Here is a 26,347-nt window from a genome sequence, read left to right on the forward strand (position 1 = left end):
TTTAAATCGTACTCTGCTTTTTTATCTTTCTTAAATACATTTGACTCATTTCTATTTTTGTTTCAAATAAATTTAGCGTTTTAATTAGTCCAGATAATTTTGCTCGACCGTAGTTTCTAGAATCAAAGTCAGGTTTGACTGCGCTGATATATTGCCCAACCATACTTAAATTGGCCCATCCATTTTCATCCGCATTATCTTTCACAGCTTTATAAATCAAATTTAAAGTGGGTTTATCAATGATTTCAGTGATTGTATTCTCTTTAATCTGCACAGATGGCTTTGGTTCACTTACTTTTGTATTTTCAATGACTTCTTTAATTGGTGAATTAATAAGATCTTCTTCAGTATTTTTTAGCTCATTATCTTGCAGTAAGTTTTCAACATAAATAAATTTATCACATGCTTTTTTAAATGCCTCTGGCGTCGACTTTTTTCCAAAACCGTAAACACTTAGCCCATTTTCACGAATTCTAGATGCTAAAGGGGTAAAATCACTGTCGCTTGAAACAATACAAAAGCCATCCAATGCACCTGCGTACAGCAAATCCATCGCATCAATGATCAAAATCATATCCGTTGCATCTTTGCCCTTTGTGTAAGCAAACTGCTGAACAGGTGTGATTGCATGAGGAAGTAAGACTTCACGCCAATTTTTTAAGGTTTCGCTGCTCCAATCTCCATAAACTCGTTTAACACTTGCGATTCCATATTTTGCAACCTCTTCCAACACAGATGGAATAGCATTGGTCGATGAGTTATCCGCATCTATGAGTACAGCAAACTTTTTCGTTTGAATTTCCACTATTCCCCCAATCATTTTTATCATTTAAATTTTGATTAATTCTGACATAAAAAATGCCGACCGAAGTCAGCATTTTATTGATTTTAAAGCTTAAGCCTCAACCCACTTACCGTCTTGGTACACCAAAGACCATTTGGTTTGTTTTCCTTCAGCATTTTCAGAACCAATATATTGCGCTTGGTTCTTACGGCTGAATTTCACCAATGTTGGGTTTCCTTCAGGATCGACATCCGGCGCTTGCAAGATGAACTGATATTTTGCATCCAACTGATCTGCGACAGAACGTAGTTCAGCCACTTTCGGTGCACGAGTTTCACGTACTTTCGGGAACTTACTTGCAGCTAAGAATAAACCTGCTGCGCCATCACGAAGGACAAAGAAGTCATCATGTTTTGTTGAACGTAAGTGCTCCATTTTAATTGGATCTACACGTGGAGGTGCAGGCTGACCGCTCTTCAACACTTTACGTGTATTGTCACAGCTATTACATGCAAAGTAAGGACCGAAACGGCCTGTCTTCAATTGCATTTCGCCATCACATTTGTCGCACGGAATGGTTGGACCATCATAACCTTTGATTTTGAACTCACCTTCTTCAAGCTCAAAACCAGCGCAGTCTGGGTTATTACCACAGATATGCAACTTACGCCCACCATCAATCACATAGCTATCCATGGCTGTTTCACAGATTGGACAGCGTTTTTTCGACATTAAATCTGCTGTTTCTGCCGAGTCATCGTCAGACAGTGCAGCCAATGATTCTACAGGTGTCAGGTTCAAAGTCCCCTTACAACGCTCTTTTGGCGGTAAGTTATAACCTGAACAACCCAAGAACACGCCTGTAGTCCCTGTACGAATCTGCATCGGACGATCACATTCTTTACAGTGCACAGCATCCACTTCTACAGGTAAATTACGGCGCATGCCATTTTCACCCTGAGCTGTGGTTAAGCGTGTTTTAAAATCACCGTAGAAGCTATTGAGTAACTCTTTCCAATTACGATCACCATCCGCGACTTTATCCAACTGACCTTCAAGATCTGCCGTGAATGCATAGTTCATCAAGTTATTAAAGTTTTCATCGAGACGGTCTGTCACGATTTCACCCATTTTCTCGGCGAACAAACGACGGTTATCGAGCTTCACATAACCACGGTCTTGAATGGTTGAGATAATTGCCGCATACGTCGATGGACGACCAATCCCTTTTTTCTCAAGCTCTTTGACCAAAGATGCTTCAGTGAAGCGCGCAGGTGGTTTAGTAAAGTGTTGAGATGGATCTAATTTTTCTAGCTTCAGTACTTCCCCAACTTTTACGGCAGGTAGCAGTACATCATCATCCGATTTGTTTTGGCCACGCACTTTAGTGAAACCATCAAAGACCAATGTACGGCCTTTGGCTTTGAGTTCAACACCATTGGCATTGACTAAAATCGTTGATGATAAATATTCTGCTGGGGTCATTTGACATGCAACGAACTGACGCCAGATCAGGTCATAAAGACGCTGCGCATCACGCTCTACACCCACCAAACTATCGCCTTTTAGCGCTACATTTGATGGACGAATCGCTTCATGGGCTTCTTGCGCACCAGCTTTATTGCCGTAGCGATTTGGCTTCGCCGGCAGATATTTTTGACCAAATTCAGACTCAATATGACCACGTACCATATTGACTGCGTCATCACTCAAGAATGTTGAGTCTGTACGCATATAAGTAATAAAGCCGGCTTCATATAACCGCTGTGCCAACATCATGGTTTTCTTCACAGAAAAACCTAAACGTGTACTTGCTGCTTGTTGCAATGTAGACGTGATGTAAGGCGCGCTTGGATTAACCTTGGTTGGTTTGTCTTCACGTGCTGAAACTGTGTAGTCGGCATCTTTAATCAGGTTCAGTAAAGCATCCGTTTCAGCTTTATTGTGCAGTTTTAAAGTCTTGCCATTTTGCTTCACCGCTTCTAAGCGGATATCGTCTTTCTTCGACTTGGTATCTGCAAAAACTTGCCAAAATTCTTCTGGAATGAAGGCACGAATTTCACGTTCACGCTCAACCACAAGTTTAACAGCCACTGATTGCACACGACCTGCCGATAGACCACGGGCGATTTTTTCCCATAAGAGTGGCGAGATCATAAAGCCCACAATACGGTCGAGGAAACGACGGGCTTGCTGAGCATTGACTTTATCTGTATCGAGGCGAGAAGGATGTTTAAACGCTTCTTGGATGGCATTTTTGGTAATTTCGTTGAACACCACACGTTGATAACGTGAGTCGTCACCGCCAATCACTTCTTTTAAATGCCAAGCAATTGCTTCTCCTTCCCTATCCATATCCGTTGCGAGATAGACCTCGTCAACTTGCGATGCAAGCTTTTTCAGTTCCGCAACAACATGTTCTTTACCCGGTAGGACTTCGTACTGTGCCTTCCAGTCATTTTCAGGGTCTACACCCATACGATTAACCAAAGCTTTTTGTGCTTTTTTGGCTTTTTCAGCTTCAGTTAATTTTGCACGAGTTACTGGCTTTTTATCTGCTGTTTTACTCGAGCCGCCTGTAGGTAAATCACGGACATGACCCACCGATGATTTTACGATGTAATCAGAGCCCAAATATTTATTGATTGTTTTCGCTTTTGCAGGCGATTCCACAATCACTAACGCACGCTTTTTCCCAGCATCGGCAGATTTTGCTGTGGTACTTTTAGATGTGGACCGAGGAGCGTTCGCCATAGTTAACCATCATTCCTGTTTAATAGGTTTTTTAAAATTTAAAGTTCAGCCAATGAATGTAAAAATGCTTTCATATCTTCAAGCTGTGTGGCTCTTAAGTCAGATTCTTCGTTCCAATAGAGTCCTACACAGTTTGCCTGCATATCAATAGCATAAATGCCCTTTAATGTAATGGCTAAATCCTTGAACTTGTCATCACCATGCACCAGTTCAAGTTTGTCATCGACCACTAAAGCACGCATTAAAGGCAAACGCGCATCTGGAATCAGCACACTGTAATACGCCACCATACTGGCACGTTTTTCAGAAGCCATTGGAATCTTGGTCCAAGCAGGTGCAGCCACTAAACGTGGGTGCAGCCCCATCTTACGCGCCTTCTCGCGCATAATGCCCAAGGCTTTTTCTCTAGGATTTACTCGAAGTCCAAAAATCGACCCAAGTACAAAGACCACAATAAAAACGGTAACCCAGATTCCAGTATTTTCCATAGCACAACCTTTATATTCCTTTATTAGAGTTGCATAAGCGCAATATAAAACGCAAGTTCACTCGATAAAATTAATTCAGGAACATCTCGTGGCTATACAGCACTTCGTGACCATTCCAGTAGATATATCCTTTTTCGATCAACTCTTTAAGTAATAATCGAACGTCAGATTGCGGGAACATTTGCTCCAATAAATCACGTAAGGCGTAGATATCTTTTGGTTTATCTGATTTTAATTCATGCAATTTTCGGATCACTTCCATTTGCACCGGGTCAATTTTATTGAAATTTTTAAATAAGCCTTGCTGTGCAGCCTGAATCATCGACGCCGTATCATCAGTATTTGAGGTTTGTTCTTCGAGTGAAGCAGTAAATGCATTCAGGTCTGTTTTTATGGGCAATGCTGTTTCAGCAGTCGTATTTAAATCTAGCTGCACCCATTGTTTGAGTACTTTTTTTCGAATCGAAATCTGCTTATCAAAGCGTTTGACGATTTTTAGATTGATCAACATACCGACCAAATGCTGAGCTTTTTCGCTAGAGACTTGCAAAATATTCATCAATGAGTTTTTCAGTTTATCTAAACTGTTGGGTTTGCCACTGAGTTTTTCCAGACCATCACAATAGTGTTTAATCAGTAATAAATCAGGTTTATTCCGAATGGTTTCTAGGTCAGGAATCTTATACTTCACTTTATGTGAAACTTCTTGTTCTGACTGAATTTGAATGAGATGTGCACTGAGTCCAGAGCCATCCAATTGTTCCATCAGTAATTCAATATCAGGCATAGCTGAAATGACTTCAATATGCGCATCTAGATCCATCAAGGCCATCAGTTGCCCCACAATCACCGCATATTCAAATTCTTTTTGCGGCGTTTCTGGAATATCCAAAACCACCAATTGACCACTCGCAATCCACCCTGCAATTTCAGTCAAATCTTCAAGTGCATATTCAAATTTTCCGCTGCAGCTAAACACATACAAAGTACTGTAATGCTCAATGATATTGCGCAATAGATTTGCTGTGGGCGGGTTATTTTCCAAATCTAGCAGGACAACTTTTTGACTCATGAGATGAAATAATGGGTTTCGATCAGCAGATGCGGTGCATTAGACCTGTCACGCTGCAAAAGGTCAAATAAATTTACACCAATCCACAGCTTTGGCGCTGATTCGTCATCTGCCTGTCATTCAAAATCGACATTAATAATGCGGTGGGCGGTTGGTCATCGGGTCAAATGCCACGATGCCTTCAGATAAATCTGCCGATTCAATACGACGATACAACATCTGCATTTGTTTCTTTAAATCAGCGATTTCGGCGTTTTGACGCGCAACTTGATCATTCAGTTGGTCAACTAAATCATCTAAAAATGCAATTCGGACTTGCAAATCTTCAATGGGTGCGGAAAATGACGCCTGTTCATCAAGATTTTGTTGTGTAGTCAATTTACACTCCTCATATAAGATTTCAGGAAACATTATGGCCTATATTACTTTAAGGGACGTCCAGCTTGCGTTTGGCGGACCTTCCCTACTCGACGGCGCGAACTTCAGTTTAGAACGTGGCGAGCGAGTATGTCTAATCGGTCGTAATGGTGAAGGTAAGTCTACTTTACTTAAACTGATTGAGGGAACTTTATTGCCAGATGGCGGTGAAGTTTCATTGCAAAATGGCATTACGATTTCAATGCTTGCTCAAGATGTACCCATGGATTCGGGCAAAGTTGCTGATATTGTTGCCGATGGTGCAGGTGAAGCTGCAACTGTTCTACGTGCTTATCATGAAGCCAGCGAAGCCTGCGTACTTGGTGATATGGACGCCTGTGAGCGCATGGGTAACCTACAACATCAGATGGATCAAATGGATGGCTGGTCACTTGAAACCAAAGTGAATGCCATCCTCAGCAAAATGGGCCTAGACCCAGAAGCTGACCTTGCAGATTTGTCTGGTGGTCGTAAGCGTCGTGTTTTGTTGGCACGTGCTCTCTTAACGCAGCCCGATGTATTGCTACTCGACGAACCAACTAACCATTTGGACGTTGAAAGTATTGAATGGCTCGAAAAATTCCTGCTTGATCAAAACAACTTAACCCTGTTGTTTATTTCGCATGACCGTTCATTTGTCGACAACATCGCAACCCGTATTGTGGAACTTGACCGCGGTATTTTGCGTAGCTATGAAGGTAACTATTCACGTTACCTCGAACTCAAAGCTCAGCAAATGGAAGCGGAAGAAAAGCAAAATGCACTATTCGATAAAAAACTCGCTGAAGAAGAAGTGTGGATTCGTCAGGGTATTAAAGCGCGTCGTACCCGTAACGAAGGTCGTGTTCGTGCCCTAAAAGCATTGCGTGAAGAGTCTAAAGCACGCCGTTCACAACAAGGTAAAGTGAGCATGGCAACGCAAGATGCGCAGCGCTCAGGTAAAGTGGTCTTTGAAATTGAAAACTTAGCTGTGCAATTTGGCAACAGCTCACCAATCATCAAAGACTTCTCGGCACTGGTATTACGTGGTGACCGTATCGGCTTAGTCGGTGACAACGGTGTGGGTAAAACCACTCTTATCAAAGCTATTTTGGGTGAGCAAGAACATACTGGTACAGTAAAAACAGGTACACAGCTTGAAATTGCTTACTTTGATCAGCTTCGAAATGCACTTGATCTTGAAAAATCAGTGAAAGATAACGTCTCTGAAGGCTCAGACCATGTCGATGTCAATGGTAGCCGTCGTCACATCTACAGTTATTTACAAGATTTTTTATTCTCTCCAGAACGCGCACGTACACCGGTTAAAGCACTGTCTGGAGGTGAGCGTAACCGTATTCTGTTGGCTAAGCTTCTACTAAAACCATCGAACCTTATCGTGATGGACGAACCGACCAACGACTTGGATATGGTGACGCTTGAACTGTTGGAAGAAATGCTCAGCGCTTACAAAGGCACACTGTTACTGATTTCGCATGACCGTGCCTTTATGGACAACGTGGTGACTTCGACTTGGGTATTTGATGGTAAAGGTCAAATCGATGAATACATCGGTGGTTACCAAGACTATTTGGAACAGCGTCCTGACCAAACTGTCGTGGATCAAAAAAGCGATGTGAAAAAAGCCATGGCTAAAGCCGAAGCAGCGGCTGCCGCTGCGGTGCCTAAAAAAGTGAAGCTTAGCTATAAAGACCAACGTGCCCTAGAACAACTGCCGACTGAAATTGAAGCATTGGAACAAGAGCAAGCTGAATTGTCTGAAAAATTAGCTGACGGTTCTTGGTTCATGACTGATGCTGATGCTGCGACCAAAGCATCACAGCGTCTTGCTGAAATTGATGACGAAATGCTAGAAAAAATGGAACGTTTAGATGAGCTAGAAACGCTCGCTAAAGGCTAAATCTACAAATATTCCACACAGAAAAAGCCGTATTTCGATACGGCTTTTTTTATGTCATATGACTCGACTGGATGGCTAACCTAAATGACGCTGTTTCAAATTGGAGCATACAGCGTCTGTAAAGACGATTCCGCAAATGTGAAAAGCTTGCTATGGTGACGTTCAATATAAGATTGAGTCACGAGTATGCAAATTTCAGATCAAATTGTCTTGGTTACAGGAGGCGCACGTGGCCTCGGTTTGGCAATTAGCCAAACTTTAATAGCTGAAGGCGCACGCGTGGTCGTGAACTATCTATCCAGTCAAACTGCGGCAGAACAGTTGGCGACCGCATTTCCTCAGCAAGTGTTTGCCTATCAAGCAGATGTCACAGATAAAGCTCAAGTAGAACAGCTTTTTGCCGCAGCAGAAGCACATTTTGGTACCGCGATCACCTCTGTCGTAAATAATGCCCTCATCCATTTTCAATTTAATGGCGATGCCCGTCCTAAAATGGAAGAACTGACTGCACAGCACTTACAGCAACAGTTTGATGGCGCAGTCGTCGCTGCACTCAACACCACGCAAGCGGCGCTTCCCAAGATGAAAGCACAGGGTTTTGGTCGCATTGTCAATATTGGTACCAACCTGGTACAAAACCCTGTCGTGCCTTACCACGACTACACTGCAGCAAAGGCAGCTCTGTTGGCCTTCACCCGCACAGCGGCGCATGAGCTAGGTGAGTTTGGGATTAACATCAATATGCTTTCAGGTGGCTTATTACAAAGCACCGATGCCAGTAAAGCCACACCCGATGCCGTGTTTGATTTAATTGCGGCATCGACACCTTTACGCACAGTGACCACGCCTGAAGAATTTGCTGCGGCCATCATGATGTTCTTGTCCCCTTACTCACGTGCGGTCACCGGGCAGAATTTGATTGTCGATGGCGGTTTAGTCAAAGGTTAAGTCTGATGCAGCATGAGGTTGAACTTTCTCTTTCAATTCAGCTTCATGCTAAACTGAACCCTATTTTTTAATCTTTGATTTAGCCCTATGAGTCAAAAGCCAACATATCAACCCGGAAAATTCCAATGGTCTTTCTTACTTCCTCAGTATTGGGGAATTTGGATAGGGATTGTATTTCTTATGATTTTGGCGATTCTTCCGTGGGCAATTCAGTATCGACTTGGGCAATTCCTCGGTTCTGTCGCATTTAAAAATCTCAAATCACGTCGTAAAACCACGATTCGCAACTTGGAAGTTTGCTTTCCTGAATGGACAGCAGAACAGGTTGAGGCCAATGCACGACAGGTTTTTATCGACCAAATGATTGGCATTTTTGAAACTTTAAATGCATGGTACAGTCCGCAGTGGTTCAAAAATCGGGTGCAAATTGAAGGCTTAGAACATATTCAAAATGCACAAGCTGAAGGCAAAGGTATTTTACTCCTCGGCACACATTCTACCCTGCTCGATGCTGGTGGCTACTTATGCGCACAGTTCTTTGAGCCGGATGTGGTTTATCGTCCGCAAAATAATCCGCTGTTGGATATGTTGATTGTGCGTTGCCGTGCCACCATCTATGCCAACCAAATCGACCATGACGATATGCGTGGCTTGATTCGCAATCTGAAAAATGGCCATGCCATTTGGTACAGTCCCGATCAAGACTTTGGTTTAAAACAAGGGGTCATGGCACCATTTTTTGGTACTCCAGCAGCCACTGTTACTGCACATCGTCGCTTATTAAAAATTGCTAAAGCCGAGGCGATCCCGTTGTATTTTTATCGCGATGGCGACATCAGCAACCCTCAATATCATGTGCTGATTGAACCTGCTTTGGATAATTTTCCGAGTGAAGATGAAGTTTCGGATGCTGTTCGAACCAATAAAATTATTGAAAATCAGCTACGAATCGCACCGACACAATACATGTGGTTCCATCGCCGCTTTAAAACCCGCCCACAAGGCTATGACAAAATCTATTGAGTTCAACTCAGCACATAAAAAAGAGAAATGCTATGAAAGTAATGCAGCTTTTACCTGAATTGAACAGTGGTGGTGTCGAGCGAGGAACCTTAGAAATAGCTCGTGCTTTAGTGACCGCCGGTCATGAGTCCTTAGTGGTTTCAAATGGTGGTCGCATGGTAACTCAATTGGAAGCTGAAGGTTCAACTCACCTCACGCTCGCAATCCATAAAAAAGCCTTATCAAGCTTATGGCAAATTCGTCCTCTACGTAAACTGATTGAGCAACATCAACCAGACATAGTGCATGTGCGCTCACGTGTCCCTGCGTGGCTCACGCATTTTGCCCTCAAAGGGATTCCTGCAAACAAGCGACCTCACCTGATTTCAACTGTACATGGTTTTTATTCGATTAATCGCTATAGTCAAATCATGACGCAGGCTGAAAAAGTCATTGCGGTCTCGGATAGTGTTGTCAAATACATCACGGACAACTACAAAAACTGTCCTACCAAGGACATTGTGCGTATTTATCGTGGCATTGACCCCGCTGCTTTTCCACATGGTTATCAACCCTCAGCACAGTGGCTCAATCAAACCCTAAAAGATTTCCCTGAACTAGAAAATAAGCGTCTGATTTGCTTACCAGGCCGTATCACCCGTTTGAAAGGTCATGAAACCCTGATCCATTTAATGGAACAGCTACAAACACAGTATCCCGACGTACATGCGGTGGTGGTCGGTGGTGCAGATCCGAAAAAAGCGGCTTATTTACAAGAAATGCAAGACAGTATTGCGGCTAAAGGGCTGAGTGATCGGATTACTTTTGTCGGTCATCGTTCAGATATCCGTGAATGGTTAGCTTTTAGCGATTTGGTTTTATCTTTGTCGAGCCAAGCGGAAACCTTTGGACGGACTGTACTTGAAGCACTGTCTGTAGGTACACCTGTGATTGGTTGGAACCGTGGTGGTGTAGCTGAAATTTTATCCAATGTCTATCCGCAAGGTTTAGTCACTGTCGATGATGAAACACAATTACTCGACACCTTAAAGTTGCATTTAGACCAACCACAACACGTGCAGCCTATCAGCATGTTTAGTTTAAAAGAGATGTGTGATCAGACTTTGGAGTTGTATACGCAAGTGGTCTCTCAGCATTCAGCTTGATTGACTACACGCCATAGATCTTTGCTGTGCAGGATAACGCTCTGGAAATCTTTTTAATTCGGCAACTAGATCAGCATCTAGAAAGGATATTGTGAAATGCACAATATCCTTTTTTATTATGAACGACTCAATGGTTATTATGAATGACTCAATGGTGATTCAACCCTTCCATACACGGTATCGGGCCATCAACCAAAGGATCAGCGGCAACAACATGACATTTAGAATATGTTTCAAACTTTGCCCTATACGCCAAAAGCCTCTATCTAAAATATCATGGCGTGCATTAAACAATTCCAATCCCATTGCGACGACCACAACCGTCCAAATCGCATAAGGTGATTTCAATTGGCGGTGATGGCAAAAGGCCACAAAAAAGAACAGTATTAAGCCAAGGTAAATGGAAAGTGCATCGGTGGATAAGTGTGTAATCTGCAATATTTTTTGGTGCCATTCGGACAGCATAGAACGTCTCATACCTATATTTTTATTGGAAATTCATCGTTTTTTCTTGGCACACTGTATAAAGAAATTGATCAGAAGAAAAGCAAAAAAATCTATATCACAAAAGCAAAACCCGAGTTCTGCATCCTGCAAAACTCGGGTCTATGAGGTTGTGCTTTCACAAGTATTCTTTTTATTTTTTATTGGCTTTCCTTTCCTGCATCCGTTCCGTGATGCTTCCATCGGCTTCGTCTTCCTTAGTGGGATGTTCCGTTCCCAGTTCCATGTGCCGATGAACAAAGAATAAGTCAATACACTTGACCTGACCATTCGTCAGAAGCCGAAAGCTGTGTAAGCTATTTCTTACACTTTTCTCTTAAATCAAACAAAATCAAGGTGCCTTCGTACCATCCTTATAATCACGGGCGATTTCATCAGTCACAATCTTCTCCTCTTCCTCAGCTTTTTCTATACCCTCCTGAATTGCCTCTTGCGCTTCTTGTTCATCTTCATCTGTTTGCTCTAATTCTTCTTGGATTTGCTCAAATACCCTGCCTGTTTGCAGCACCACATAGACTGGAAAATGGTCTGAACCGATATTGGGCAAGCGTTCCATATGTACCAATGCAAAATCTGTACTATGAAAAATATGGTCGAGCGACCAACGCAGCAGTGGATAATTGGCATGAAAGGTATTTACGAAATGACGTCCAACACGCGGGTCTAAAAGCCCACTGATTCGTTGAAAGAGTCGTGTAGTACGTGACCATGCCACATCATTCAGGTCCCCCATAACGATGCAACTTTCATCTAAATCTTTAATCTGATCGCCCACAATCAGCAATTCTGCATCGCGTAAAGTTGAATCTTTGGCTTCTGTTGGACTTGGCGGTTTGGGATGTAAACAATACAGTTGAACCTGATTTCCTGATGCTAAGGTGACTCGGGTATGGATCGAAGGAATTTCATCACTGAGAATAAATTTGACTTCAGTTTCACTAAGTTCTAACTTGCTATACAAATGCATCCCATACAAATTATCCAAAGGTACGGGTACGCGATAAGGATAATCAGCTTCAATCACTGCCAATTCATTTTGCCAAGTTTGATCGGTTTCTAGCGTGAGTACTAAGTCAGGTTGATGCTTTTGTATTTGTGCCAATAATAAGTGATATTGAGTATTCGGCGTAAGTACATTTGAGACAATGATTGAAATTTGTTTCTGTTTATCTAACTGGTCTGAACGAACTTTTTTGACTTGTTTTTTCCAAATAAAGGTATAAGGCAAAACCATTTTTAATTGATATGCCAAGGCAGCAATCAACCCAATTAAAATGATTTCACGCGCCAAGTCCCATTCAGCATTCCATAAAATTAAGCCTATGAAGGCAAATATGCCCAAAGCCAAGATTTGCAGACGCGGAAAATCTGCACCACGAAACCACCATTCATCTCGTGGTATGAGTGACCAAAATGTCAACCAAATGACGAAGCCAGCCAGTATTTCAATCCAAACCATTACGCCTCCCTTATATTCTTTATTTTTTATTGATTCATAAATTTATATCAGTTTTGCATGTAACATAAACAAGATATATTGCACAATATTATTGGTGTTTTCATTATGTAGCGCTTGCAGTTATGCGCCCTTTTGGTACACTCGAACCCCCTTTTTATTTTTTTAACGCACCGAGGCAAAGTGACATGAAAGTAGGTCTGGTCGGTTGGCGCGGGATGGTTGGTTCCGTCCTTATGCAACGTATGGTTGAAGAAAACGATTTCGCTCATTTCGAACCGTTTTACTTTTCTACCAGTAATGCAGGTGGTGAAGCCCCTGCGTTTGGTGGTAAGACTGCCCCAGCACTTATGGATGCAACGGACATTGATAGTCTGAAGCAAATGGATGTCATTATCACCTGCCAAGGTGGCGATTATACGACTGAAGTTTTCCCTAAGCTTAAAGCTGAAAACTGGAATGGTTACTGGATCGATGCTGCATCGACTTTACGTATGGACGATGAAGCAATCATCGTACTTGACCCAGTAAACATGAATGTAATCAAAGACGGCTTAGTAAAAGGTACAAAAACATTCGTGGGCGGTAACTGTACCGTTTCACTTATGCTGATGGGTTTAGGCGGTCTATTCCAAAATAATTTAGTGGAATGGGCAACGTCTATGACGTATCAAGCGGCTTCTGGTGCAGGCGCGCAAAACATGCGTGAACTGATTTCAGGTATGGGCTACTTGTATAACAACACCAAAGACTTGCTGGATGACCCACGTTCACCAATTTTAGATATCGATTCTAAAATTGCACAGTTACAACGTGGCGAAGGTTTCCCATCTGCAAACTTCGGTGTGCCTTTAGCGGGTTCTCTCATTCCTTATATCGACAAACAGCTTGAAAGCGGTCAGTCGAAAGAAGAATGGAAAGGGCAAGTTGAAACCAACAAGATCTTAGGCAACCAGCAAATCGTTCCAATCGATGGCCACTGTGTCCGTATCGGTGCAATGCGTTGTCACTCACAAGCATTGACTTTAAAACTTCGTAAAGATGTTCCACTGGATGAAATCGAAGATATCATCGCAAGTGCCAACGATTGGTCTAAAGTAGTTCCAAATACCCGTGAAGCGTCAATGACTGATTTGACTCCTGTTGCTGTAACAGGCACCTTGTCTGTTCCAGTTGGTCGTCTACGTAAGCTCAACATGGGTAAAGAATACCTAGGTGCATTCACTGTAGGTGACCAATTGCTTTGGGGTGCTGCTGAACCTTTACGTCGTATGCTAAGAATTCTCATTGATTATAAAAATGCTTAAGCATTTTTAAGTCTCTGAACAGGAAGCCGATCACAATTGATCGGCTTTTTTATGTAACTGTCGTGTAAATATTTTACAATTCTTTGACAACTCGCTAATCTATAATTTTCGCCATGCGACATATATTCGAGCTAAAGATTAAGATGACCGTATATAACAAATTAAAGATCGCCATTTTAGCCGTTATTGCATCTCAAAACATTCAAGCGATCAGCATTGATCCTGTACAAGTCCAGTCAGCACCCGGGGAATTGCTGTACGCTGAGATTCATTTTCGCCACTCAAATACATCTGTGCCGCTCAATGCAAGTTTAGCCACTGCAGAGGATTTGTTGAGTATGGGTACAGGGCATCAACCACCGGGGCATTTAAACTTCTTTACGCGTCGTGATGGTGCGGGCAATGGGGTAATTACCATTACCTCTTCGCGTCCAGTGACCGATGCTGAGCTTAATTTTATTGTTAATATTAAAGAAGGTAATGCTTCACGCCTGCAACAAATTCGTACCCCATTAAAACGCAATCCAACCACATCGAATGCGAATCAAACCGCCAATGAGCGTGCTTTAACACCTGTCGTGATTGTAAATGAAAAAGAAATTGCCTTAAATTTACCTGTTAGCACCCTCTACACCGCAAAAGCACCTGTAGCTGTAGAACAACCCTTACTACTCAGCACCAAAACACCGCCGAAGTTAGCACAATTAGCAACGTCAACGCCTGTTGCGATTGAACCTGTCACGCATGTGCAAAATTATAGCGTTGCACCTGCGGAGCAAAATAGCGCAAGTACTTCATCAGGTTCTGAAACATCAATTTCGAAAGTTACAAAAACCAATTCGACCGGCTCTGTCAGTTCAGAAATGCAAGCCACACAAACTGCAACAGCATCAACTGCAAGATCTCAAGACCCATTGGCACAAAAATTTGCTGCGGAGCAGGCAGCACAAAAACGTGAAAATCCAACAACGACAACTCAAACAGCATCTACACCAAAACCAACAAGTACTGCAGCTGCATCAACAGCAACACCTGCGGCAAAATATGTGGTTCGCTCAAATGAAAGCCTTTGGGGGATTGCCTCACGTATTGCGACAGAACAAAACCGCCCTGTCTCTGAAGTCATGCAACAGATTAAAAACAGCAACGAACATGCATTCATTCAGGGCGACGTAAACCGTCTGCGCCGTGGTGCGGCATTAAATCTGCATGGTATGCAGCAAGCAAAACAGCCTGTAAAAGTCTCTGCGGCAGAACTTGCCAAAGTGCCTTCGAAGCAGTCAGGCAAAACCAAATACCGTTTGAATCAAGCTGAAATGAGTCTGGTTGCAGAGAAAGCGCAAGATTCGGCACAATCTTCTGCCAACAGTGCGGCAGAAAAGAATAAAACTTCGAAAGAGTTGTCATTAAAAGTTATGACATCTCGTGAAAAAACCGTTAAATTACAGAGAAACGTAACTCAATTAGAATTGGCGCTAAATCAAAAGGATCACAGAATTCAATTATTAAATGCTCGTCTTGCTCAACTGCAACAACAGTTGAAAGCTCAACAAGCAGATAAAAGAAGCCAATAAACTAAAACGTTACCAATCAAGATTTTATAGGGATGAGTGCAACTTTATATCGCTCTATCTCCAAGGGGTTAAAACATGCTGATTTATGTGATTCCATTAGTGATCTTAGTGATCGTATTGGTTTTTTTAAACAAACGCCAAAAAGGTCAAGAATCAGATAAAGCCAAACCGACATCCACTAAAACCAAGAAAACGGGTGTTTCGGCCAAAGCGACTCCGAAGAAAACTCAAGTGGTTGAAAGCAGTGTCATTGAAAAAAAATCAATGACGCCATTAACGACCGATGCTCGTGGCAAAATTGAAAAATTAATTGCGGAACGTAATTTCTTTTCTGCTGAAGCGCAAATCAATCAATCATTAAAACGTGATAACTCACAACATGAGTTATATCTATATCTATTAGATATTCACATTTTACAAAAAGACGAATTTGCCATCAGCCAATTGCTGAGCCATATTCGTTCACTTGAACTCGATGAAATTTTAGAACAAGCTGAAGCAAAAAAAGTAGAGTTTGAAAATTCTCAAAATGTAAAAGATGATGCCATTAACTTTGTATCACCGATCACTGAAGAGGCTCCATCAAAAGTTCAAAATACCTCTGATTTTGATGCTTTAATGCAAAGTTCAACTGCTGCACCTGTTGAACCCAAAGCAGCAGAAATTAAACCTCTAGATTTTAATTTCACCACTGAAACGCCAGCAAAAGCAGACATTTCAACCCCAGTTGAAAGTGCGCCTGCTGAAAAAATACAGACGCTTGAATTTGACACGCTTTCAATTTCACCAGAACCTGCACTTGAAGTAACACCGAAAACTGAAGAGATTGCTCAGCCATCTCCTGCCGTTGAAGAAATCAAACCGATTGATTTTGTAATGGACTTTGCCCCAAGCACTGAAGCTGCGGCTGAAACCAAAACAGAAACTGTAGAAGAAAAAATCGAGCCTTTAGATTTTTCATTTACAACAGAAACATCGGTTGTAGAAGAAAACAAAGTTGAAGCTCCAACCTTAAACTTTGACTTAGGTGCTTTTGAAACAGCAAAAACAGAAGAAGCGGTTGTTGCTCCTGCAACAGAGTTTAACTTAGAGTCTACACCTGAAGAAAAACCTGCCGCACCTGCTTCAAGTGGTGTGAGTTTTGACATTAGCGGTTTAGGCACACGGTCAACCCCATCTGCTACAGACCAAAACGATCCATTGGTTCAATCTTTCCCTGAACTGGTTGAAGTCAATGAAATTGAATTGAATCTTGAATTGGCAGCGCAATACATTAAACTGGGTGCTTATGACGCTGCACGTGAAATTTTGACTGAAAAAGAAGCTGAGTTTTCTTCAGCTCAACATCAACAAGCAGATCAGTTACTGAATCAAATCGCATCTTAAGCAAAAGAGATTTAAACTAAAGCAGTCTTTCAAGGCTGCTTTTTTTATGATGAAAAAAATTGCTCTTATTTATATGGGTGGTACATTCGGTTGTATCGGTGAACCGTTAAGCCCCATGCCAGCGAATGCGTTTTTACCTAAATTACAGCATGTCCTGCCACTGCACCTAAATATTGAGTGTTTTGTCGCACCTGTCATTCGCGACAGTAGTGCTTGTACTGCACCCGACTGGCTGGCGCTGATTCAGCAAATCCAAAGCTTGCAATTACAACAATTTCAGCATTTCGTAATTATTCATGGCACAGACACGCTTAGCTATGCCAGCGCAGTACTTGCACACTTTATGGCACAGTCTGCTCATATCGTGCTAACAGGCAGCCAATATCCGCTGTTTAATGTGGCTGGTGACAACACCCGTGAATTTACCGATGCCATCGACAATTTAAATTTTGCATTGGAATCGGTACACCAATCGAGTGTTGGGGTTTATTTGGCCTTTCATCATCAACTGATGCATGCTCAATCCGCACTAAAAGTACATACAACCGATCTGAAAGCCTTTGATGGGCTGCCAGCCACACAGCCACTTTCAATGCTGACATCGCCGTATATTGTTCAAGCCAATGATTTAGACAAAGCAGCTCATTTCAATTGCCTGAATTGGATGTGGCAACCGATAGCAACTGATCTACACAGTCAAAATTTAGCCACCCTGCTTACACACACGCCAGATGTTTTAATTTTGCAAGGTTTTGGCACAGGCAACATTGCCGTTGATGCTGAGTTACTCAATGTATTGAAGGCTATACAACAAAAAAATTGCAAAATTATTTTAAGTACACAGGTTGTTCATGGCGGTATAGATCAACGCTATGCTGTGAGTGACTGGGTCAAAGACAGTGGAATATTACTAAGCAATTGTTTGGGTCATGCAGATCTTTATGCCAAATGTTTGAAAATGTATTTACAATACGGCAGTGCCGCAGACTGGACTGCGCATTGGAACGATTAAGTCATTTGAGGTAACTATGCAACGTTTTGCGATTGGGATTGAGTTTTGTGGCATGCAATACAAGGGATGGCAAACTCAGCAACCGGGCGTACCAAGCGTGCAAGAAACCATTGAAACCGTCCTCAGTAAAGTAGCCAATGAGCCGATCATGTTGCATGGCGCTGGCCGAACAGATGCGGGCGTCCATGCAACCAATATGGTGGCACATTTCGATACTCAGGCGATTCGTCCCATTCGTGGATGGTTAATGGGCAGTAATAGCCAATTACCCCGTGATATTTCCATCCAATGGATTAAGGAAATGGATCAGGACTTCCATGCCCGCTTTAAGGCGCAAGCGCGCCGTTATCGCTATGTGGTCTATAACAATCCACAACGTCCAGCTTTACTGCACAAGCAAGTGACTCATGTTTATGCCAAGCTAGATGTGCTAAAAATGCAACGTGCCGCGGCCAAATTTGAAGGCACTCATAATTTCGAAAGCTTCCGTGCCGCAGCCTGTCAGTCCAATCAGCCTGTTCGTCATGTCAGCCATTGCCGTCTGATCCAACACGGATGCTACTTGGTCCTAGATATTCAGGCCGATGGTTTTTTACATCATATGGTGCGTAACATCATGGGCTGTTTGTTGGAAATTGGGCAAGGTATGTATGACGTTGACCATATTGACGATATTTTTGCTGCTGAAGATCGTAAAGCAGCAGGTGTCACCGCACCACCCGATGGACTATATTTTATCCATGCAGACTATCCAGCTCAGTTTGAACTTCCTCAAGTTCCGTTAGGACCACATTGGCTAAATATGCCTGAATAAACAATCCCTCCCAACCTCACTTTCACAGTGGGAGGAGTGTCATTTTCTCCATTATTGCTAAGCTTTAAAATGAAAGTCCCCCTTTGAAAAAGGGGGGATTCTGTTTAGGGAATACTTTTAAATGTTCAACGTTAACGCTGCTTTCGTTTACGATATTCCACAGGCGTTTCATTGGTCCAGCGTTTAAATGCACGATAGAACGTACTTGGTTCAGAAAAACCCGTTAAGTACACAATGCGCTCCACACTTTCATTGGTATTGGCCAATAATTTTTTAGCCAAACGACAGCGATAGTCTGACAAAATTTGCTGAAAACTGGTATTGGCTTCTGACAACTGAGTCCGTAAACGACGCGGGGTAATGTTGAGCTGCGCAGCGACCGTTTCAAGCGTGGTTTCACCACTTTCTAGCGTTGAACCAATAGCACGGCGAACTTCACCGACCAAATCATAACGCGCCAACTCCTGAAGTTTTTCAATCGCCAACTGCTCATGCAATTGTAATAACTCAGGTTCTGCCTGCCACAATTGATACTCTAAAATAGCCGGATCAAAATACAATCGGGTTTCTTTCTGCCCTAAGCTCACAGGGCATTCATAAACACGGAAATACTCATCATCTGGCGCGCCCTGACTAAAGTTAAAGTCGATATAAATCGGCTGAAAACGCCCTTCAGTAATAAACTTAAAGAAACGCAAAACACCGGACATCGCGCATTCAGAAAAATGACGATTCACGATATTTTCTGCCCAAGGCTGATGACCATTGGTCAAATAGCAGCGGTCATCTTCAATCACCAATTGCGCATGAAAGGCATCGCTAATTAGGCGTTGATAGGCCAAAGCCCGCTTTAAACCTTCACCGAAATTCTCAGATGAAATAAATAAGTGTTCAATCACCTGCCCTCGATATAAAGGCAAATGCTCTCCCAGATGCAAACCAATATCAGGATCCTTACTGACTTCTTCTGCAGCCACCCAGAATGCAAATTGTGCATTCAATGGGGTACGGTCATTGGTTTCAACCTGATTTAATGCCACACCCGCTTTTGTTAAAATTTCTTCTGTTGGCAATCCGGCACGACGAATCGCTTGATACCCTAAACGCAACACAACAGATGCATCAGTTAGCTGACCCACTCCAGAACCTTCCTTGTATGTACTTCATTTATACCTAAAAAGATTGATTTTAGATTAACTGCGATTGACCAAACTGACAACAGTTACTGCACATTTTTTGTTGAAAATATTTAACTGAATTGTTCGCTTATTTTACTGACAGTCGATCAGTTCAAAGCCTTTTACGGCTTGTATTCTGAAAAAAAATTGACTATAATTTGCGCCTTGCTAATTTATTCATTCAGGTAGGCTATGGCCAATAAAGAGGAACTCATCGAGTTCGAAGGCGTTGTCACCGAGACGCTTCCTAATACTATGTTCCGTGTACGTTTAGAAAACGGTCATGAAGTGATTGCTCACATCTCTGGCAAAATGCGTAAACACTATATCCGTATTTTGACTGGCGACAGTGTTAAAGTAGAAATGACACCTTATGATTTGACTAAGGGTCGTATCACTTACCGTGCGCGCTAAGTTTTAGCGAAGCGAAAAAGCCACTTTATAAGTGGCTTTTTTTGTATTTATTTCAATACAATGATAAAAATTGACTGCAAATTTGCTTTCCTTTACAGTCTAAAAACATAAAAAATTCGATTATAAAATTCAAAATATAAGGACATAAAATCATATGAAATATCTAGGATTAGTCGGTGCTATCTTTTGTGTTGCTTGCGCCACGACAGGCCAAAAGCAACTCAATCAATCCCTACAACACTATATTGGACAGCCAGCTGATCAAGTTCGTAAAGAGCTCAACTTGAGTCAATTGGGCTACAAAGTGATGGGAGCACCTGTACAAAGCAATGAAAAACTCAGTTATACCATTTTACGCTCAATGCCAATTCCGATAGGTACACCGAATATCGGCACCAGTATAGCCATGGGCGCCCCTATCCCAACGCCGTCTAAAGGTGGTGTCACTGTCGATATGGAATGTAAAATCGAGTTCAAATTACGCAATCAAATAGTTGAATCCATTGACTATGTTGGCAGAGCTTGTTGATCCTACGATAGAATACTAGAGGCTAATCTTGCTCGGATGACCGTGTATCAAATGACTACAGCGTTATACAGACCGATCTGACTAAACTGAATTTATTTCGTGAGAAACTGACCCATGGAATTTATTTTAGAACATCAGGTTTACAAAGATCAGCGTTTTATTCGTCCGATATTGAGCATGGGATGCGTTCTAAGCATTGTATGCTTGGCTGGCTGTAGCACGACATCAACGATATCCTCCGTTGAACGTGAACGCTATTTAACCTCATTTATTGGTCAATCGAGCCAAACGATTCAAGCAGAACTCGACCTCAGCAAACTCGGCTATCAAAGAACCTCTCCCGTAGAGGTCAGTTCAGACTACCTTCGTTATCGTGTTACACGCCCGATCAGTATTCCTTTACCGATGGCGGAAAATCCTGCGATGAGCATGGGCAGCGGCGCTGCTGTGCCGATTCCCAGTGGAAATACACGCTATGAGGTTGAGTTAAACTGCCTTATTCAATTTCGCTTAAAGCATAATATTGCAACTGATGTCCGATTAACTGGTCGCACCTGTTAGCGCATCAATTCTAAGATTGATAATTTCTAGGCACAAAAAAACGCAGCATAAACGCTGCGTTTTTTGATTCGCCATTAGTTCAATGCAGAAACTACAGCTTGACCCATTTCTACAGTACCGACTTGAGTACTGCCTTCTGACATGATGTCACCTGTACGTAAGCCTTGATCTAAGACGTTACCTACTGCATCTTCAATTGCTTTTGCCGCCGCTTCTTCACGGAAGGTATAACGTAGCATCATAGCAACAGACAGAATTGTAGCTAATGGGTTCGCAATGTTTTGACCTGCGATGTCTGGCGCTGAACCGTGGCAAGGTTCATACATACCTTTACCATTTTCATCTAAAGAAGCCGATGGCAGCATGCCGATAGAACCGGTTAACATCGCCGCTTCATCAGACAAGATATCGCCGAACAAGTTACCTGTCACGATTACATCAAACTGTTTTGGCGCACGGACCAATTGCATGGCAGCATTGTCAACATACATATGAGACAAGTTAATTTCAGGATACTGCTCTTCTTTTAACGCAGTTACAGTTTGTTTCCAAAGCTCAGTCACTTCTAGTACGTTGGCTTTATCCACTGAACATACCTTACCACCACGTAAGTTCGCCATTTCAAAAGCAACTTTGGCAATACGCTTGATTTCAGATTCAGCATATACGTCAGTATTGAAACCTTGTTTTTCGCCGTTTTCGAGTTCACGAATACCACGTGGTTGACCGAAATAGATCCCGCCAGTTAACTCACGTACGATCAAAATATCCAAACCTGCTACGATTTCAGGTTTTAAGCTCGACGCATCTGCAAGCTGCGGATAAAGAATTGCTGGACGTAAATTGGCAAATAAATTTAGTTCTGAACGAATTTTTAATAGGCCACGTTCTGGACGAATTGAACGCTCAATGGTATCCCACTTAGGACCACCCACTGCACCCAATAAAATCGCATCAGCAGTCTTCGCTTGTGCTGCTGTTACTTCTGGATAAGGTGAACCGTGCGCATCGATCGCTGCACCACCTAAAAGACCTTGTTCCCAAGTCAAACCTAAGTTGAATTTCTCGTTTACACGTGTCAGCACTTGTTCAGCCGCTTTCACGATTTCAGGACCAATACCATCACCTGGTAAAATCAAAATATGTTTTGACATGAGTCTTTCCATTTATACGCTGGCTTGATTACCAGTCAGATTTAAAGTTTCTTTTCTACAAACTCACCAAGTCCTGTGAGGACATTGTACGGTCGGCAGAAACGTCGAATCGTTTTTGCACCTTGCTTTAAGTCTACACAGAGCGGATCAGGCGCAGATTTATCCAGTAAACTGCCTCTGTTTTTTGAACGCTCACGGTACATTTTAAAGGTGTACTCGTGTTTGGACCTAAAGTTGTGAATGACATGCAAGCGCTCTGCTTTTTCCTGAGAAATTGGATAATAGCGAATCACGACTTCATGCTGACCTGAAGGTACAGACAAATACAAAGGATTAGGCTCAGACAATGAACGACCATTCAACCGTACAATGCCTGCTTTAATCGCAGCACGTTGTACATGTTGATTATTTGGATCAACCACCTGTATTTGATCAAAACGCTCAAATTCACAATGCGCTGTACCTGCACAGTAAATCAGAGCATTATTTTTTGTACTTTCAGTTTCTTTCACATTTTTAATGCGTGCCGTGTCAAAGCTTTGACAGGCAGAGAGCGTTGCGAACAGCGCTCCCGTTACAACCAGCTGACCGAAGAACTTTTTCATTTTTCGAACCCAACCTGATAAATTCTGGCTAACGTATAAATTTTGTTTCGCCTGATATTAGCAAGACTTAAGCCGACTGACTACTAAGAAGTTCTACAGTGACACTGACTTAAGCTTTAATTTCTGCAAATACCCAAGGGCGAGATGCTTTGGTTTTTTCTTCATAAGCACGGATATCATCGGCTGCTTGTAAAGTTAAACCGATATCATCCAAGCCATTCAATAAGCAGTGTTTACGGAATGGATCGACTTCAAATGTAAATGCTTCACCACTCGGTGTACGCACTTCTTGCGCAGCCAAATCAATGGTTAATTGATAGCCTTCAGATGCAGCACATTCTTTAAATAACTGATCAACGATCTCTTCAGACAAGATCACTGGCAACATGCCATTTTTAAAGCTGTTATTAAAGAAAATATCCGCATAGCTTGGTGCAATGACAGTACGGAAACCATATTCTTCTAATGCCCAAGGCGCATGCTCACGGCTCGAACCACAACCAAAGTTTGCACGAGAGATCAAAATCGACGCACCTTGATAACGTGGTTTGTTCAATTCGAAATCTGGGTTAATTGGACGTTTTGAAATGTCCTGACCTAAATAGCCTTCATCCAAATAGCGCAACTCATCAAATAAGTTGGCACCAAAGCCTGTACGCTTAATAGATTTCAAAAACTGTTTTGGAATAATTAAATCTGTATCCACATTGGCACGGTCTAATGGTGCAACGATACCTTGTTCAACGGTATATTTTTTCATGCGATTTGCTCCTATTAGCCCTGATTAGAAGGTACGAACGTCAACGAAGTGACCTGCAATTGCCGCAGCTGCTGCCATTGCTGGACTCACCAAATGCGTGCGACCACCATTACCTTGACGACCTTCAAAGTTACGGTTAGAAGTCGAAGCACAATGCTCACCCGGTTGCAATTTGTCGGCATTCATTGCCAAACACATTGAGCAACCCGGCTCACGCCATTCAAAGCCTGCTTCAATTAAGATTTTATCTAAGCCTTCTGCTTCTGCTTGTGCTTTCACCAAACCTGAACCCGGCACCACCATGGCTTGCTTAATCGATGCCGCCACTTTTTTACCTTTGGCCACTTCAGCCGCTGCACGAATATCTTCGATGCGTGAGTTGGTACATGAACCAATAAATACACGGTCTAATTGAATATCAGCCAATGCCTGACCTGCTTCTAAGCCCATGTAATTGTATGCACGTGTCCAGTCATTACGCTGTACATCATCTTTAGCTTGTTCTAAAGTTGGCACTGCTTGAGATACAGGAATCACCATCTCAGGAGAAGTCCCCCAAGACACTTGCGGCTCAATCTCTTCACCTTGCAACACCACAACAGTATCAAAATGCGCGCCTTCATCAGACACTAAAGTCTTCCAATATTCTACTGCAGCATCCCACTGTTCGCCCTTCGGTGCATATGGACGGTCTTTTACATAGGCAATGGTTTTGTCATCGACAGCCACCATACCCACGCGCGCGCCACCTTCGATCGCCATGTTACACACCGTCATACGACCTTCGATCGACATATCACGGAATACTTGACCACCAAACTCAATTGCGTGACCTGTACCACCTGCCGTACCGATTTTACCGATAATCGCTAAAACCACGTCTTTCGGTGTTACGCCTTGACCCAATTGACCGTCAACACGCACCAACATGTTCTTCATTTTCTTTTGAACTAAGCATTGAGTCGCCAACACGTGTTCAACTTCAGATGTGCCAATACCATGAGCCAAGCAACCAAAAGCACCATGCGTTGCAGTATGTGAGTCACCACACACCACGGTCATACCTGGCAAGGTTAAACCTTGTTCTGGCCCAACCACATGCGCAATCCCTTGGCGTACATCGTTGATGTCAAACTGGGCCACATCAAAAGTTTTACAGTTGTCATCTAAAGTTTGCACTTGGATACGTGAGGTATCATCTTCAATACCCGCAATACCTTCAGCACGCTCCTTAGTAGAAGTAGGTACGTTATGGTCTGGCGTTGCAACGTTAGCGCTTAAACGCCATGGTTTACGACCTGCAAGTTGTAGACCTTCAAAAGCTTGTGGAGAAGTCACTTCATGCAATAAATGACGATCGATATACAATAATGAAGAGCCATCATCTCGTTGTTTTACTAGATGGTCATCCCACAATTTGTCATACAAGGTTTTTTTTGTTTGGGTTTCCGCTTTTTGGGTTTCGCCTGCCATGTCGATTTGCTCCACTGGACTGGGTAAATTCTTTCGTTAAATCGATTATAACCACGTATTCACATAAATCTAATTTATCATTTTTATTAGTTTAAAAACTTATAGGAATGATATTTAACTGCTGATTTCCGCTGCATTTTAAAGACCATTAATGCGTTTAAAACACGCTCACTTCAACACTTTCAGCAGATGAGACTTTAGAATTTTCTCCGACTTTTTGTTCACTTTCTGCCATTTTTAAACAGTAATTTAAAAATTCAATGATCATAAATTGAATTTTCTCTTTTACATTGCAAATAAGAATCATTATTATTAACTCATTGCCAAGATTTATCAATTTAACAAGGAGCATTTTCATGGCACACATTAACAATTTCGTCGAAAATAATCAGCGCATGTTCAAAAAAACCTTGAGCTATTACATCATGCATATCACGGTTGCGATGTTGGTTGGTTATTACGTGACAGGCAGTATTGCAATGGCCATTACCTTAAGTTTACTTGAACCAACTGTTCAAGCGGTTGCCTTTTTCTTCCACGAAAAAGCATGGGAAAAGAAAGATAAAGCTGTAGAGGAAAATATCCCCGCTTAATCCAACCCTGCTCCTTGTAAAAAAACCACCATCACGGTGGTTTTTTAATGACCTTAAAACGTTCTTTTACTCTATCCACTTTAACTTTTTATCGATTTCATCCTATAGATTCAAATGTAGACAGCTCATCAAAGCTTGGTTTTTTGCTGTAAGGCCAGCTGTTCATGCGCCTCAACCAATTGTTCTATCGCAAGAATCAGTTTATTTTTTGCCGCATTACACTCAGCAGCTGCACGGTTTTCGTCGTCTTCATCATCTGCGATTTCATATATCGCACAGCGCTTTTCGACTGTCCCTTCAAAAATATCCAATAAATTTTTAATGTGTTTAATATCCATCGCCTTCTCCCTGTGAGATAAAACATAGCTAAAAGATGCTGCCCTGACTGTACCTGTTGCTATAATTATTCACTGAAAAGTATGTTCTCCAAGCCATCAAAACTTGAACTCATTTTTTGTTCTAGTTTAAAGCTGAGTTAAAAAGAAAAGCCATCTCT

At 42.3% G+C, this 26,347-nt stretch carries 27 protein-coding genes; 13 read left to right on the forward strand and 14 right to left on the reverse strand.

What is annotated here, in order from left to right; all coding sequences use genetic code 11:
- Position 1: 1 nt before the first annotated feature.
- From FTV27_RS08020 to FTV27_RS08040, 5 genes are all read right to left on the reverse strand, one after another.
- Complete coding sequence (locus tag FTV27_RS08020) at positions 2-805, reverse strand: NYN domain-containing protein (RefSeq protein WP_180077907.1); 804 nt, start codon at positions 803-805, stop codon at positions 2-4.
- Positions 806-895: 90 nt separating this feature from the next.
- A complete protein-coding gene (gene topA / locus FTV27_RS08025; RefSeq protein WP_180077909.1) occupies positions 896-3,538 on the reverse strand; it encodes a type I DNA topoisomerase in 2,643 nt (880 codons plus the stop codon).
- A 38-nt stretch (positions 3,539-3,576) separates the two neighbouring features.
- Complete coding sequence (locus tag FTV27_RS08030) at positions 3,577-4,026, reverse strand: ammonium transporter (RefSeq protein WP_180005286.1); 450 nt, start codon at positions 4,024-4,026, stop codon at positions 3,577-3,579.
- A gap of 70 nt (positions 4,027-4,096) precedes the next feature.
- The gene (locus FTV27_RS08035; RefSeq protein WP_180077911.1) at positions 4,097-5,098 is read right to left on the reverse strand and encodes a hypothetical protein; all 1,002 of its coding nucleotides are present in this window, start codon (positions 5,096-5,098) and stop codon (positions 4,097-4,099) included.
- A gap of 132 nt (positions 5,099-5,230) precedes the next feature.
- A complete protein-coding gene (locus FTV27_RS08040; protein ID WP_180077913.1) occupies positions 5,231-5,476 on the reverse strand; it encodes a SlyX family protein in 246 nt (81 codons plus the stop codon).
- Between the two features lie 34 nt (positions 5,477-5,510).
- Between FTV27_RS08040 and FTV27_RS08045 the strand changes: the two genes are divergently transcribed.
- From FTV27_RS08045 to FTV27_RS08060, 4 genes are all read left to right on the forward strand, one after another.
- A complete protein-coding gene (locus FTV27_RS08045) occupies positions 5,511-7,415 on the forward strand; it encodes an ATP-binding cassette domain-containing protein (protein WP_180077914.1) in 1,905 nt (634 codons plus the stop codon).
- Between the two features lie 186 nt (positions 7,416-7,601).
- The gene (locus FTV27_RS08050; RefSeq protein WP_180077917.1) at positions 7,602-8,363 is read left to right on the forward strand and encodes a 3-oxoacyl-ACP reductase; all 762 of its coding nucleotides are present in this window, start codon (positions 7,602-7,604) and stop codon (positions 8,361-8,363) included.
- Between the two features lie 87 nt (positions 8,364-8,450).
- Complete coding sequence (gene lpxL, locus FTV27_RS08055; RefSeq protein ID WP_180077919.1) at positions 8,451-9,386, forward strand: LpxL/LpxP family Kdo(2)-lipid IV(A) lauroyl/palmitoleoyl acyltransferase; 936 nt, start codon at positions 8,451-8,453, stop codon at positions 9,384-9,386.
- Positions 9,387-9,418: 32 nt separating this feature from the next.
- Positions 9,419-10,531 (forward strand): glycosyltransferase family 4 protein, encoded by a 1,113-nt coding sequence (locus tag FTV27_RS08060; RefSeq protein ID WP_180010178.1) that lies wholly within the window; start codon positions 9,419-9,421, stop codon positions 10,529-10,531.
- A gap of 159 nt (positions 10,532-10,690) precedes the next feature.
- Here FTV27_RS08060 and FTV27_RS08065 read toward each other — a convergent pair whose 3' ends face one another.
- Both FTV27_RS08065 and FTV27_RS08070 read right to left on the reverse strand, forming a co-directional pair.
- A complete protein-coding gene (locus FTV27_RS08065) occupies positions 10,691-10,996 on the reverse strand; it encodes a hypothetical protein (protein WP_257227488.1) in 306 nt (101 codons plus the stop codon).
- 370 nt (positions 10,997-11,366) lie between these two features.
- Entirely contained in the window at positions 11,367-12,494 is a 1,128-nt protein-coding gene (locus FTV27_RS08070; RefSeq protein WP_180077923.1) for an endonuclease/exonuclease/phosphatase family protein, read from the reverse strand.
- A 185-nt stretch (positions 12,495-12,679) separates the two neighbouring features.
- Here FTV27_RS08070 and asd point away from each other — a divergent pair, with 185 nt between their 5' ends.
- The 5 genes from asd (at position 12,680) to truA (ending at position 18,584) form a co-directional block, all read left to right on the forward strand.
- Positions 12,680-13,798 carry an aspartate-semialdehyde dehydrogenase gene (asd, locus tag FTV27_RS08075; protein ID WP_180005293.1) on the forward strand — a complete coding sequence of 373 codons (1,119 nt, stop codon included), beginning with the start codon at positions 12,680-12,682 and terminating at the stop codon, positions 13,796-13,798.
- Between the two features lie 143 nt (positions 13,799-13,941).
- Positions 13,942-15,372: a hypothetical protein gene (locus FTV27_RS08080; protein ID WP_180077925.1), complete on the forward strand. Its 1,431-nt coding sequence runs from the start codon at positions 13,942-13,944 to the stop codon at positions 15,370-15,372.
- 75 nt (positions 15,373-15,447) lie between these two features.
- A complete protein-coding gene (locus FTV27_RS08085; RefSeq protein WP_180077927.1) occupies positions 15,448-16,758 on the forward strand; it encodes a fimbrial protein FimV in 1,311 nt (436 codons plus the stop codon).
- Between the two features lie 49 nt (positions 16,759-16,807).
- Positions 16,808-17,770 carry an asparaginase domain-containing protein gene (locus FTV27_RS08090; protein WP_180077953.1) on the forward strand — a complete coding sequence of 321 codons (963 nt, stop codon included), beginning with the start codon at positions 16,808-16,810 and terminating at the stop codon, positions 17,768-17,770.
- 16 nt (positions 17,771-17,786) lie between these two features.
- The gene (truA, locus tag FTV27_RS08095; protein ID WP_078189716.1) at positions 17,787-18,584 is read left to right on the forward strand and encodes a tRNA pseudouridine(38-40) synthase TruA; all 798 of its coding nucleotides are present in this window, start codon (positions 17,787-17,789) and stop codon (positions 18,582-18,584) included.
- Positions 18,585-18,715: 131 nt separating this feature from the next.
- On the opposite strand, the gene FTV27_RS08100 is transcribed toward truA, so the two are convergent.
- Positions 18,716-19,723 (reverse strand): AraC family transcriptional regulator, encoded by a 1,008-nt coding sequence (locus FTV27_RS08100; RefSeq protein ID WP_078189717.1) that lies wholly within the window; start codon positions 19,721-19,723, stop codon positions 18,716-18,718.
- 231 nt (positions 19,724-19,954) lie between these two features.
- On the opposite strand from FTV27_RS08100, the gene infA reads away from it, so the two are divergent.
- The 3 genes from infA (at position 19,955) to FTV27_RS08115 (ending at position 21,266) form a co-directional block, all read left to right on the forward strand.
- The gene (infA, locus tag FTV27_RS08105) at positions 19,955-20,176 is read left to right on the forward strand and encodes a translation initiation factor IF-1 (protein ID WP_001284370.1); all 222 of its coding nucleotides are present in this window, start codon (positions 19,955-19,957) and stop codon (positions 20,174-20,176) included.
- Positions 20,177-20,330: 154 nt separating this feature from the next.
- Positions 20,331-20,705, forward strand: a complete 375-nt coding sequence (locus tag FTV27_RS08110) for a hypothetical protein (protein ID WP_180077929.1) — start codon at positions 20,331-20,333, stop codon at positions 20,703-20,705.
- Between the two features lie 114 nt (positions 20,706-20,819).
- Complete coding sequence (locus tag FTV27_RS08115) at positions 20,820-21,266, forward strand: hypothetical protein (RefSeq protein WP_306669970.1); 447 nt, start codon at positions 20,820-20,822, stop codon at positions 21,264-21,266.
- Positions 21,267-21,340: 74 nt separating this feature from the next.
- Here the strand turns inward: FTV27_RS08115 and leuB are convergent, their stop codons facing one another.
- From leuB to FTV27_RS08140, 5 genes are all read right to left on the reverse strand, one after another.
- A complete protein-coding gene (leuB, locus tag FTV27_RS08120; protein WP_078192754.1) occupies positions 21,341-22,420 on the reverse strand; it encodes a 3-isopropylmalate dehydrogenase in 1,080 nt (359 codons plus the stop codon).
- A gap of 41 nt (positions 22,421-22,461) precedes the next feature.
- Entirely contained in the window at positions 22,462-23,025 is a 564-nt protein-coding gene (locus FTV27_RS08125; RefSeq protein WP_078189720.1) for a hypothetical protein, read from the reverse strand.
- A gap of 109 nt (positions 23,026-23,134) precedes the next feature.
- The gene (gene leuD, locus FTV27_RS08130; protein WP_078189721.1) at positions 23,135-23,785 is read right to left on the reverse strand and encodes a 3-isopropylmalate dehydratase small subunit; all 651 of its coding nucleotides are present in this window, start codon (positions 23,783-23,785) and stop codon (positions 23,135-23,137) included.
- A gap of 24 nt (positions 23,786-23,809) precedes the next feature.
- Positions 23,810-25,258 (reverse strand): 3-isopropylmalate dehydratase large subunit, encoded by a 1,449-nt coding sequence (gene leuC / locus FTV27_RS08135; RefSeq protein ID WP_180077931.1) that lies wholly within the window; start codon positions 25,256-25,258, stop codon positions 23,810-23,812.
- A gap of 157 nt (positions 25,259-25,415) precedes the next feature.
- Positions 25,416-25,616 carry a hypothetical protein gene (locus FTV27_RS08140; protein ID WP_180077932.1) on the reverse strand — a complete coding sequence of 67 codons (201 nt, stop codon included), beginning with the start codon at positions 25,614-25,616 and terminating at the stop codon, positions 25,416-25,418.
- On the opposite strand from FTV27_RS08140, the gene FTV27_RS08145 reads away from it, so the two are divergent.
- On the forward strand, positions 25,615-25,851 hold the full coding sequence (locus tag FTV27_RS08145; protein ID WP_180077934.1) for a DUF2061 domain-containing protein: 237 nt from the start codon (positions 25,615-25,617) through the stop codon (positions 25,849-25,851). The two genes, FTV27_RS08140 and FTV27_RS08145, sit on opposite strands and share 2 nt — an antisense overlap.
- A 128-nt stretch (positions 25,852-25,979) precedes the next feature.
- Here FTV27_RS08145 and FTV27_RS08150 read toward each other — a convergent pair whose 3' ends face one another.
- Positions 25,980-26,189, reverse strand: a complete 210-nt coding sequence (locus FTV27_RS08150; RefSeq protein WP_111884091.1) for a hypothetical protein — start codon at positions 26,187-26,189, stop codon at positions 25,980-25,982.
- Between the last annotated feature and the right edge of the window lie 158 nt (positions 26,190-26,347).

It is taken from the genome of Acinetobacter sp. YH12251, from assembly GCF_013417465.1.
GTDB lineage: Bacteria > Pseudomonadota > Gammaproteobacteria > Pseudomonadales > Moraxellaceae > Acinetobacter > Acinetobacter amyesii.